Source organism: Brevundimonas sp., from assembly GCF_030656255.1.
GTDB lineage: Bacteria > Pseudomonadota > Alphaproteobacteria > Caulobacterales > Caulobacteraceae > Brevundimonas.
The window spans coordinates 19,690-30,154 of record NZ_JAUSOE010000148.1 but is presented as its reverse complement, the minus strand read 5'-3'; the positions used below and the strand labels follow the sequence as shown (position 1 = coordinate 30,154).

Here is a 10,465-nt window from a genome sequence, read left to right as displayed (position 1 = left end):
CAGGATCATCAGGGCCGTGACCAGGGCGTACCAGGCGAAGATCGGCATCTTGTCCAACGACATGCCGGGCGCACGGTATTTCAGGATCGAGACGGTGATCTCGACCGCCGCCGCGATGGCCGAGATCTCGACGAAGGTGATGCCGATCAGCCAGAAATCGGTGTTGATGCCGGGCGAATAGATCGCCCCGGTCAGGGGCGGATACATGAACCATCCGCCGTCCGGCGCGATGCCCAGCACCATCGACACCAGCATCATCGTGCCGCCGAAGACATAGCACCAGAAGCCGTAGGCCGAGAGCCGGGGGAAGGCCAGGTCGCGCGTGCCCAGCATCTTGGGCAGCAGATACATGGCCAGTCCCTCGAAGGTCGGGATGGCGAACAGGAACATCATGATGGTCCCGTGCATGGTGAAGATCTGATTGTAGATCTCCGGCCCCGCGAAGGCCGAATGGGGCGTCGCCAGCTGAGCCCGGATCAGCATGGCGAGCACGCCGCCGACCAGGAAGAAGAAGAAGGACACGGCCAGGAACATCCGACCGACGTCGGTGTGGTTGACGGTCGAGAACAGGCCGCGCGCGCCCGGTTCGGACGACCAGATTTCGGTCAGGCGGCGGTGGCGCTGGAGCGTGTTCATGGCGTGCCGCTTCGGACGAAGCGCTCCCAGGAGGCGGGGTCGTGGGCGACCACGGTGAAGGCGAAATCGTCGTAGCCGACGCCGCTGAACTCGGCGCTTCGGCCCGCATAGACGCCGGGGACGTCGGCCTCGATGCGCAGGACATTCACATGGCCGGGAATGGCGTCGATCTTGCCGGCCAAGCGCGGCGCCCAGAAGCTGTGGATCACGTCCGTGGATGTGATCGCGACATCGACAGGCCGTCCGGCGGGAATGTGAAGCACATGGTCGGTTTTCAGCCCCGGCGCATCGGCGTAGCTGAAGGCCCAGGCGGACCGGCGCGCCTCGGCGCCGACGCGGACGACATCGGCGCCCTGCCTCGGCAGCAATCGCTCGCCCGCCACCAGCCCGTAGGCGAGCAGAGCCAGCAGCACGACGACCGGGAAGGCGATGCCCAGCTTGACGACCCACAGGCGCTCGTGCCGCGGCTCGTCGACAGGACCGCGCGCCCGGAACGCCAGCGCGACCAGGGCCATCACCAGGGCGAAGATGGCGACGGCCCCGCCCAGCATCACCCACCAGATCTGGGCGATGGTGCGGGCGGCGGGGCCGGCCGGGTCGACGGTCGACAGGGCTCCCTCGCAACCCGCCAGCGCCAGCGCCGTTGTCAGAACCACCATGGGACGCCGCAGGGACGGGATATGACGGACAAGATCGAAGAGGAAGCCGAGGCCCTGATCGACCCGATTGCGGCCGCGCCTGGGTTTTCCGCGACCGAGTCGCGCGTCGCGGTGTTCGGTCACCCGATCCATGCGATGAGCGTCGCCTTCCCCGTGGCCCTGACTTTCTGCACACTGGGCGCGGACGCCCTGTACTGGTGGACGGGCGACGGCTTCTGGGCGCGGGCCGCCCTGTGGTCCGCCGGCACGGGCTTTCTGTTCGGCATGGTCGCGGGCCTGTCCGGCACGGCCGAACTGCTGATGGTGTCGGGCATCCGGGCGCGGGCTCCGGCCTGGACCCATTTCATCATTGCGGTGACCTTGCTGGCGCTGCTCGGGGCGAACTGGGGACATCGTCTCTATGGTTATGAGGCGGCGGTTCTGCCCTACGGCATTCTGCTCTCGGCGCTGTGTGTCGGGGTGGTGGCGGTGACGGGCTGGCATGGGGGCAAACTCGTCTTCGACTATCGACTGGGCGTGTCGAACAAGAGCTGACCGCCCCGGGGCTGCGTCAGCCACTCCGGCAGAACGACCCAGGCCAGCGCCGGCTTGGCCAACACCAGGGTGAGGATCATCAGCATCGGCACGAGAACCAGGGCGATCGGAATATAGGGCCGCGGCGGCTTATGCTCTTCAGGCTCTTCGCCGATGCGCGCGACGGTGTGACCGATCCAGCCATGGGCCATCACCAGCATCGCCACGAACGCCAGCTTGGCGAACAGCCACGGCACATAGACCTCGCGCATGAAGATCAGCCACGTCCCGGCGATCACCGCGATCACGGCGGCCGGGGTGACGCACATCGTATAGGTCAGATGCGAGGCGTTCCGGATGACGCGATAGTCTTCAATCGAGATGTCCGGATCGTGCCGCGTCAACATCAGCGGCAGGGCCAGCAGCCCTCCGCACCAGATCACCAGGGCCACGATATGGGCCGCCTTGAACAGCGGAACGGCGGGTATCAGCCAATCGATCATGCGCGCGCCGCCTTCAGTCGCGACCAGCCTTGGCGGGCGATCCAGACCGTCGCGATCGCATAGGGAATTCCCGCCGGCACCCACATGATCAGACCGCCCAGGGCCTGATCCTCAAGCGGGGTCATGCCCCAGGCCAGGGGAGCGAAACTATGCGTCGCATAAAGGGACGTGGGGGCGAAGGTCAGCAGCGCGCCAAGCAGCCCCATCTGGGCGAACGCGGCGATCACGAAACCCAGGCGATCCACCGGCGAGCGCTCGCCAACCAAGACCGCCCGCCAGAACAGCACCGCGCTGCCCAGCAGTGATATCTGCATAACCCAGTAAAGAGGGATGTTGGTCAGGGCGGCGTCATAGGCCGCGGGAATATGCCAGGCCCAGAGGACGGCGGTCGAGGCCACGAAGGGAATGACGATCCCGCCCGGTCGTCTGGCCGGGACCGCCAGGGCCAGAAGCGGCGCCGCGACGGCGATGAGCAGGACGTGATGCACGACCCTCGCTGAAAACAGGGCCGCCGACAGGGCGCAGAGCGGAGAGACAAAGGCGATCGCCAAAACCGCGACGCCGGCCAGCCCCACCCTGTCGCGCCGCAGGATCAAGGTCAGCGCGAACAGCGCGGCGAGAAGAACAGGATCGAGATTCCAACTCGCGGCGAGTTCGCCTGGAAACGGCGCTGGACCGCAATAGGTGGCGTACATTCAGGGCGTTCCCTGCCGATTGATGATTAATCACGCGTCTGCGACGCCGGCTGTCCTTGCAGCCGCCCGATACCTAAGCCTCGTTGGCCTGTGAACGTTCCGACCTGATCGTTTTAGCGGAGCAGACTCACTCGATCACCGCCCCACACCGCTGGACGCCCGGCTCAGCTAACAACGGCGCAGCCACAGCGAAGCCGCCCCGGCGGGACCAAACAGACGCCGGTTCGTAGCCCGCATCAGCGACGCTGCTCTGCGCCTAATATGGCTGACACAGCTGCTTTAGAACAACATCCAAGGTCTACCGAACACCTAGAAAAGCCAGAATTATTCCCACTCGATCCTTCAATAGATCAGAAGGCGCTGATTTATCAGCGCCTTTTCTCTAATCCACGCACCATACCGCGCGAGCTACCGTCACTTGAACAGTGCTGTTGAATTCATTGGTGAAATTCGACGTAATAAAATTTTAGTGATGTCGCCATCTATCGGCAGGCAACTCTGCTTCAAGACCAACCAGCACCGCTATGACAAGCGACTAGGCAATTGGATTATACCGTATCATCAAACCGACAACAGACGCCACTGAAGCCGGTTGATACCGTCAGTCTCGCTTGGTCGAGTTGTTCAAAGACTCCGACGCCTGCTCCGGAATTGTCACCTCAACATGAAGACCGCCTCCTGGTGAGCGCAAGAACTGCACCTGTCCCCCATGGGCCTTCACAGTGGCGAGGACGATAGAGAGGCCCAGACCGCTCCCTCCGGAAGGGGCATTCGACGCGCGGAAAAAACGCCGTCCCAAACGATGTAGATCCGAGAAGGCCACGCCCGGTCCGTCGTCTTCGACGATCAAGTGGCCGGAAGTCGGGTCGTAGCTGATTAGGATTGAAGACTCTGCGTGCGCCTGTGCGTTGGCGAGGAGATTGGCGGCCGCTGCCCCGAAGCGATCCGGATCCACATTCAGCAGGGCGTCACCTTCGACGATCGACACCCGGGAATCGCCTTCCGCTCCCGCAAACAGTGATCGGAGCGTCACCCAGCGGCGATCTTCGTCGCTAACCGGCATCTCGTCCTCGCGCGCCAGGGCGAGAAGCCCCGTGACGAGGCGGGCGGTGCGATCGACAGAGGCCTGAATCTGCTCCAGCGCGCGGCTTCGAACGGCAGCGTCCGAAGACGACGCCGCAATCTGCGCCTGGACACGCAGGCCTGCCAGAGGGGTACGCAACTCGTGCGCGGCGGCGGCCGTGAACTCGGCCTCGCGACGCCGCGCTGCGCCAAGGCGTGACATCAGGTCGTTCAGCGCCAGGGCGAAGGGACGAAGTTCGCGGGCGTCCGGCGATACGTCCAACGCCGTCAGATCTTCCGCATCGCGTACCGCAAGGCTGCGGGTCATTTGTCGAATAGGGGCCAGCCCCCGCCCAACCGACCACCAGATCAGCACGCCGAGGGCCAGTAGACCAAGGACCGCCGGACCGATCAAGGCGGTGACGACATTGCCGACCAGGTGTTCGCGAACGGCCAGATTGTCCCCGACCATGACCCGGAAACCGGCGTCACGATCATGCACCGTATAGACGCGCCAGCGCTCGCCCCGGATCGTGCGCTCAGAAAATCCGTCGCCCCCTTCCGACAACCGCTCGGCAGGCGCGCTTTGCGACCGACCGATCAGATCGCCTTCCAGCGACCAGATCTGGCAGGAGAGCTGACGGTCGTAGACATCGGCGGCCCCGGTGTCCGGAGCCTGGATCGCGGGGCGCACGCTGCCGGCCTGCATCAAGGACGAAACCATGCGGGCCGACTCCATCAGGCGCCGGTCCAGCACCCGCTGCACTTCGGCCCGGGTCTGGATTTCGACCCAGACGACCGCGCCGCCCCAGACCAGGGCGGTCACGAGCGCGAGAGTGACGAACAGACGCAGGCGGATCGAGCTCATTGCAGGGTGTATCCCACGCCGCGGACGGTGCGGATGAAGCCGGCTCCCAACTTGGCCCGCAGATAGTGGATGTGCACTTCCACGGCGTTGGAGCCGATCTCCTCCTGCCAGCCGTAGAGGCGTTCTTCCAGCTGACTGCGCGAGAGGACCTGTGCGGGCCGTTCCATCAGGGCCTCCAGGATAGCGAACTCACGTCTTGAAAGGGGCAGGTCCCCCTCTTCACGCCAAGCCAGACGCGACTTGGGATCGATGGTCACCCCGCCGTGGCGCAAGGCGGGGGTCGAACGTCCGAGCAGGCGACGCCGCACCGCGCGCAATCGCGCGGCCAGCTCGTCGAGATCGAACGGTTTGCCGACATAATCGTCCGCGCCGGCGTCCAGACCCACAATGCGGTCCCGACTGTCATCGCGCGCCGACAAGACCACCACGCCGACATCCATGTCGCGCTCTCGAACGAAACGCAGCACCGAAAGGCCGTCGCCGTCAGGAAGACCCAGGTCCAGCACGACCGCATCGAACGCCGAGCTTTCCAGCGCCGCGAGGGCGTCCTCGACCCGCCCGACGACTTCGACCGTCCAGCCGCAGGCGCTGAGCCCGACCTGGAGGCCGTCGGCGAGGACGGGATCGTCTTCTATGGCGAGCAATCTCATGCGGTGTGACGTGCAAGCTCCGGCTTAAGCCTGACTTAAGCTCGCTTGCCGACGAGATGGCCATGAGGTTTTTCCGCCGACTGCTGCCCGCCGCTCTCGCAATCCTGTCCTTCGCCCTGCCGGGTTCGGCTCTGGGTCAGGCTCCGCTTTCGCCCGACAAGGCCTTCGCTCTGACGGTGACGCGCGAGGCCGACGGCGATCTGGCCTTCGCCTGGGACATCGCGCCTGGCCATTATCTCTATCGTGACCACACCGTCGCCAGCACGCCGGGCGGGAAGGTGTCTCTACCGCTGGACCTGGCCGCCGGCGAAACCAAGGACGATCCGGGCTTCGGCGTCGTCGACGTCTGGCATGACGCGGGTCGCGCGACCCTGTCGGCGCAGACGTTGACGCAGGCGGGCGAGCCGACGTCGGTCAACATCACCTATCAGGGCTGCCTCGAGGACTCGATCTGCTACCCGCCGATGACGCGCACCATCGACGTGCCGACCCGGCCGCAGTCCGAGGTGGCCGCACGGGAGGCCGATGCGCAGACCGCACAGGCCGCCGCCATGCTGGCGATCCAGGCGCCGGGCGCTGCACCCCCGTCCGAGAGCGACGAGGGAGCGGCGGCGCCTTCGCCAGTCGCGTCATCGCCGGCGGTCACTCTGGACGCCAACCCGGGCTTCGTCGATCGCCTGGCGCTGCAGGGCGGGGCGACCTGGGTCCTGCTCGCCTTCTTCGGCTTTGGCGTGCTGCTGGCCTTCACGCCCTGCGTCTTTCCCATGTATCCGATCCTGGCCGGCGTCATCGGACGCGGCGTGGACGGGCGCGGTACGCGCCGAGGTCTGACGCTCTCCGTCGCCTATGTGCTGGGCCTTTCCATCGCCTTCGCCCTCCTGGGCGTCGCGGCCGCCTGGTCCGGACAGAACCTGCAGATGGCGCTCCAGTCGGTTTGGGCCGTGGGCGCTCTGACTGTCGTCTTCGTCATCCTCGCCGCCTCCATGTTCGGGGGCTTCGAGTTGCAACTGCCCTCGACCTGGACCAGCCGCCTCTCCCGCGACGGCGGCGACGGCCGGCGGTCCCTGCCCTCAGCCGCAGGTCTGGGCTTCGTCTCCGCCCTTATCGTGGGCCCTTGCGTCACCGCGCCCCTGGCGGGCGCCCTGCTCTATATCGCCCAGACCGGCGACGTTGGGCTGGGCGCGGCGGCCCTGTTCTTCCTGGGCCTGGGCAAGGGGGTGCCCTTGATCGTGTTCGGCACGGTCGGCGCGCGCTTCCTGCCCAAGGCCGGGCCGTGGATGGACCGGGTGAAGATGCTGTTCGGCTTCATCTTCCTGGGCATGGCCTGGTGGCTGGCCAGCCGCGTCCTGCCGCCGAGCGCGACGCTGGCTTTCGGCGCGGCGCTGGCGCTCGGTCTGGCGGCGGCCCTCGGCCTGTTCCAGCCGCTGAGCCCGAATCTGAGAAACGGAGTCGCCCGCGTCGCCGGCCTGGCGGCCGCGACCTGGGGCCTGTTGCTGCTCGTCGGCCTCAGTCTCGGGGCGGACGACCCGTGGCGTCCGCTTGAGCCTTTGACGCGTCCCGCTGGACTCGCAGCCGCCGCGCCGATCGAAACCGCAGCGGTCGTGCTGGATCAGACGGCGCTGGACCGCGCCGTCGCCGATGCCGGCGCGCGCGAACGTCCCGCCCTTGTCTATTTCACCGCCGACTGGTGCGTCAGCTGCAAGGTGATCGAGCGGACGGTGTTCGAGGACCCCGCCGTCATCGCCGGCCTTTCGAACACCGACCTGATCAAGGTCGACGTCACGCGCAGCACCCCTGAGGCGCGCGCGCTTCTTGAGCGGCACGGAGTGGTCGGACCGCCGACAATGATCTTCCTGTCGCCCTCGGCGACCGAAGCGCCGGGCAGCCGACTGATCGGAGAGATGTCGGCCGAAGACGTCGCCTCCGCCCTGCAGAGCGCCGGAGCCGCCGCATGAACGCCATCACCCTGGGCCCGCTCGTCCTGTCGGGCGAGCGATTCGCCATCATCGCCGGCGTGTTCGTCTTCATGATCGGCGCCGGACTGCTGGCCAGCCGGGTCAGCCCGCGCTTCAATCTGTGGAGCACGGTCCTGGTCTTCGGCGGTCTGGCGGCCGCCCGCCTCGGTCACGTGGCGACGCACTGGGAGTATTTCGGCGCCGATCCGTGGCGGGCGCTCGCGGTCTGGCAGGGCGGGTTCAGCTGGATCTGGGTCGCGCCAGTCGTGATCCTCGCCACCATCCTGCTGCTGCGAACCACGCGCGAACGCGCCTGGGCCGTTGCGCCTGTGCTGGCCAGCGCCCTGGTTTGGACCACCGCCCATCAGTTGGCCTCGGCGACGCAGCCCATGGCGCCGCCCGCCCTGACGCTGGCCGCGATGGACGCCCCGCCCATCGACCTCTCCGCTCCGGGCGACCGGCCCACGGTGATCAATCTCTGGGCCACTTGGTGCCCGCCCTGCCGGCGCGAGATGCCGGCTTTGGCCCAGGCCGAAAAAGCCCATCCGAATGTGCGCTTCCTCTTCGTCAACCAGGGCGAGGGCGAGGCCGGTGTTCGCGCCTTCCTGAAGAGCCAGGGGCTGGCCCTCGACCATGTCCTGTTCGACGAGGCCATGGCGGTGCCGCGCCACTACGGCACGGCCGGCATTCCGGTGACCCTGTTCCTCCACGCCGACGGCCGTCTGGCCAAGGCCCACATGGGGGAAATCGCCCCCGAACAGATCGCGACCGAAATCGCGCGTCTGCACTGACCCCTCGCCTCACGGAGCTTCCATGAACCGCACCTTCGCCCCCGCTTTCGCCGCCGTCCTGGCGCTCGCCGCCTGCGGCCCCGCCGACGCCGACAACGGCGCGGCGCCCGCCAGCCCTTCCGCCGCCTCCGGACAAGACATGCCGGCCATCGCCCAGGTCGGCTTCAACGATCTGCTACGGGATCCCGCTGCGCCCTTCATCGGCGCCGAAAACGCCGATGTGACCATTATCGGCTTCGTCGATTACAACTGCCCCTACTGCAAGAAGATGCAGCCGGAGATCGACGGCCTGCTGAAGGCGGACCCGAAGGTGCGCGTCCTGTACAAGGACTGGCCGATCTTCGGCGACGTGTCGGAGACCGCCGCCCGGACCGCCCTGGCCGCCGCCTACCAAGGCAAGTACGAGGCCGTCCACAACGCCTTCATGCTGTCGCCCTCGCCCATCGCCGACCAGGCGGACATCACACGTTTGGTCCAGTCGGCCGGCGTGGACATGGCGCGCCTGAATCAGGACCTGGCCGATCACCGCGCAGACATCGACGCGGTGCTCGACCGAAACGGCCGAGAAGCGGCGGCCCTGGCCCTGCAGGGCACGCCCGCCTTTATCATCAACGGCAATCTGATCCCCGGCGGCATGCCCCAGGCGCAACTCGAAGCGGTGATCGGTCGTATCCGCTCCGGACAACCGCTGCGCTGAGACCGACCATGACCACCTTGACCCTGCTCCAGCTGAACGACCTGCACGGCTATCTCGAACCGCATCCCGAACTGGTGCGCACCGAAGGCGGCTGGCGGTTCGAACGGCTGGGCGGGGTCGCCCGCATCGCGCGCCTCTTCGAAGAGGCGCGCGCCGAAGGTCCATGCCTGACCCTGGACAACGGCGACACCTTCCATGGCACGCGGGTCGCCGTCGCCAGCCGGGGCGAGGCGCTGGTTCCGATCATGAACGCCCTGAAGATCGACGCCATGACGGCGCACTGGGAATTCGCCTATGGCCCCGCGGGGTTCAAGGCTTTGGCGGCGCGACTGGAGTATCCCGTGCTGGCCGCCAATGTCTTTCGCAAGGACGACGGCGCGCCGGTGTTCGACGGGCGATGGGTGTTCGAGCGCGGCGGTCTGAGGATCGGCGTGATCGGCCTGGCCTGCCCCATCGTCGACAAGACGATGCCCCCCGCCTTCTCTGAAGGCGTGCGGTTTGAAATGGGTGTGGCCGAAGCCCGGGAGCAACTGCACCAGCTCCACGAGGAGAAGGTCGATCTGGTCGTCCTGCTGTCGCACTTGGGCTTTCCGCAGGATCTGAAGTTGGCCGCCGAGACGCCGGGCATCGACGTGATCCTGAGCGGCCACACCCATAATCGCCTGCACGAGCCGGCCCGCGTCGGCGACACCCTGATCATTCAGTCCGGCTGCCACGGCGCCTATATCGGCCGGCTGGACCTGGAGATTGCAGAGGGCCGCGTGTCCCTGCGCCGCCATCGGCTCATAGCCGTGGACGCTGGCCCCGAAGACGATCAAGTCGCTGGCTTGGTGGTGACGGCCCTGGCTCCCGAGCGGGAGCGTCTGGCGCGCGTCATCGGCCGCACGGCCATCCCCCTTCACCGCTACGCCATGGCCAGCGCGCCGATGGACGACGTCCTGCTGGCGGCGGCGGCGCAGGCAGCGGGCGTGAACATCGCCTTCTCGAACGGCTGGCGCTACGGCGCGCCCGTCGCGCCGGGTCCGGTCACTCTGGGCGACCTCTACAATATGGCGCCGATGAACCCGCCCATCTCACGCACGACGCTGACCGGGGCCGAGTTGAAGGCGATGCTGGAAGAGAATCTGGAGCGCACCTTCGCCGGCGACCCGTACGAACAGATGGGCGGCTATATCAAACGCTGCCGGGGCTTGACGGCCTTCGTGAAGCTGGAGAACCCGAAGGGACAGCGCCTTGATCGCCTGCTGGTCGGGGACCGCCCTTTCGAGCCGGAGGCGGACTATCCGGTGGCCTTCGTCACCGCCCAGGGGGTGCCCGAACATTACGGGCGAGACCGCCGGACGCTCGACATCGACACTGTGGGCGCGCTTGAATCCTGGTTCGCCGACCATACGCCTGGCGAGACCGAACTGCCCGCCAGCGTCCTCATCATTTGA

At 66.9% G+C, this 10,465-nt stretch carries 11 protein-coding genes; 5 read left to right on the top strand and 6 right to left on the bottom strand.

Annotation, left to right across the window (positions count from 1 at the left end; translation table 11 throughout):
• Together Q7J26_RS14760 and Q7J26_RS14755 are read right to left on the bottom strand one after the other, a co-directional pair.
• Nucleotides 1–636 (bottom strand): cbb3-type cytochrome c oxidase subunit I (locus tag Q7J26_RS14760; RefSeq protein WP_304937148.1); only part of this gene is annotated, 636 nt, incomplete at its 3' end.
• A complete protein-coding gene (locus Q7J26_RS14755; protein WP_304937147.1) occupies nucleotides 633–1,295 on the bottom strand; it encodes a cytochrome c oxidase subunit II in 663 nt (220 codons plus the stop codon). The genes Q7J26_RS14755 and Q7J26_RS14760, both read right to left, overlap by 4 nt.
• 21 nt (nucleotides 1,296–1,316) lie before the next feature.
• On the opposite strand from Q7J26_RS14755, the gene Q7J26_RS14750 reads away from it, so the two are divergent.
• Nucleotides 1,317–1,829, top strand: coding sequence for a DUF2231 domain-containing protein (locus tag Q7J26_RS14750; protein WP_304937146.1), 513 nt, complete (start codon nucleotides 1,317–1,319; stop codon nucleotides 1,827–1,829).
• Here the strand turns inward: Q7J26_RS14750 and Q7J26_RS14745 are convergent.
• The 4 genes from Q7J26_RS14745 to Q7J26_RS14730 form a co-directional block, all read right to left on the bottom strand.
• Complete coding sequence (locus tag Q7J26_RS14745) at nucleotides 1,799–2,311, bottom strand: CopD family protein (RefSeq protein ID WP_304937145.1); 513 nt, start codon at nucleotides 2,309–2,311, stop codon at nucleotides 1,799–1,801. The genes Q7J26_RS14750 and Q7J26_RS14745 overlap by 31 nt on opposite strands.
• Nucleotides 2,308–3,006, bottom strand: coding sequence for a cytochrome c oxidase assembly protein (locus tag Q7J26_RS14740; RefSeq protein WP_304937144.1), 699 nt, complete (start codon nucleotides 3,004–3,006; stop codon nucleotides 2,308–2,310). The genes Q7J26_RS14745 and Q7J26_RS14740 overlap by 4 nt, the downstream gene beginning before the upstream one ends.
• Nucleotides 3,007–3,607: 601 nt before the next feature.
• Complete coding sequence (locus Q7J26_RS14735; protein WP_304937143.1) at nucleotides 3,608–4,936, bottom strand: ATP-binding protein; 1,329 nt, start codon at nucleotides 4,934–4,936, stop codon at nucleotides 3,608–3,610.
• Nucleotides 4,933–5,586: a response regulator transcription factor gene (locus Q7J26_RS14730; protein ID WP_008264155.1), complete on the bottom strand. Its 654-nt coding sequence runs from the start codon at nucleotides 5,584–5,586 to the stop codon at nucleotides 4,933–4,935. The genes Q7J26_RS14735 and Q7J26_RS14730 overlap by 4 nt, the downstream gene beginning before the upstream one ends.
• A 62-nt stretch (nucleotides 5,587–5,648) precedes the next feature.
• On the opposite strand from Q7J26_RS14730, the gene dsbD reads away from it, so the two are divergent.
• From dsbD to Q7J26_RS14710, 4 genes are read left to right on the top strand one after another with little or no spacing between them, the layout of a single operon-like run.
• On the top strand, nucleotides 5,649–7,541 hold the full coding sequence (gene dsbD / locus Q7J26_RS14725) for a protein-disulfide reductase DsbD (RefSeq protein WP_304937142.1): 1,893 nt from the start codon (nucleotides 5,649–5,651) through the stop codon (nucleotides 7,539–7,541).
• Entirely contained in the window at nucleotides 7,538–8,332 is a 795-nt protein-coding gene (locus Q7J26_RS14720) for a TlpA disulfide reductase family protein (RefSeq protein WP_304937141.1), read from the top strand. Before dsbD ends, Q7J26_RS14720 begins: the two co-directional genes overlap by 4 nt.
• A 22-nt stretch (nucleotides 8,333–8,354) precedes the next feature.
• Nucleotides 8,355–9,029 (top strand): DsbA family protein, encoded by a 675-nt coding sequence (locus Q7J26_RS14715; RefSeq protein ID WP_128718849.1) that lies wholly within the window; start codon nucleotides 8,355–8,357, stop codon nucleotides 9,027–9,029.
• A gap of 8 nt (nucleotides 9,030–9,037) precedes the next feature.
• Nucleotides 9,038–10,465, top strand: coding sequence for a bifunctional UDP-sugar hydrolase/5'-nucleotidase (locus Q7J26_RS14710; protein WP_304937140.1), 1,428 nt, complete (start codon nucleotides 9,038–9,040; stop codon nucleotides 10,463–10,465).

Coding starts and splice junctions, on each gene's coding strand:
- Q7J26_RS14720 (WP_304937141.1), top strand. CDS start 7,538: ATGAACGCCATCACCCTGGGCCCGCTCGTCCTGTCGGGCGAGCGATTC.
- Q7J26_RS14745 (WP_304937145.1), bottom strand. CDS start 2,311: ATGATCGATTGGCTGATACCCGCCGTTCCGCTGTTCAAGGCGGCCCAT.
- Q7J26_RS14750 (WP_304937146.1), top strand. CDS start 1,317: ATGACGGACAAGATCGAAGAGGAAGCCGAGGCCCTGATCGACCCGATT.
- dsbD (WP_304937142.1), top strand. CDS start 5,649: ATGAGGTTTTTCCGCCGACTGCTGCCCGCCGCTCTCGCAATCCTGTCC.
- Q7J26_RS14755 (WP_304937147.1), bottom strand. CDS start 1,295: ATGGTGGTTCTGACAACGGCGCTGGCGCTGGCGGGTTGCGAGGGAGCC.
- Q7J26_RS14735 (WP_304937143.1), bottom strand. CDS start 4,936: ATGAGCTCGATCCGCCTGCGTCTGTTCGTCACTCTCGCGCTCGTGACC.
- Q7J26_RS14710 (WP_304937140.1), top strand. CDS start 9,038: ATGACCACCTTGACCCTGCTCCAGCTGAACGACCTGCACGGCTATCTC.
- Q7J26_RS14715 (WP_128718849.1), top strand. CDS start 8,355: ATGAACCGCACCTTCGCCCCCGCTTTCGCCGCCGTCCTGGCGCTCGCC.
- Q7J26_RS14740 (WP_304937144.1), bottom strand. CDS start 3,006: ATGTACGCCACCTATTGCGGTCCAGCGCCGTTTCCAGGCGAACTCGCC.
- Q7J26_RS14730 (WP_008264155.1), bottom strand. CDS start 5,586: ATGAGATTGCTCGCCATAGAAGACGATCCCGTCCTCGCCGACGGCCTC.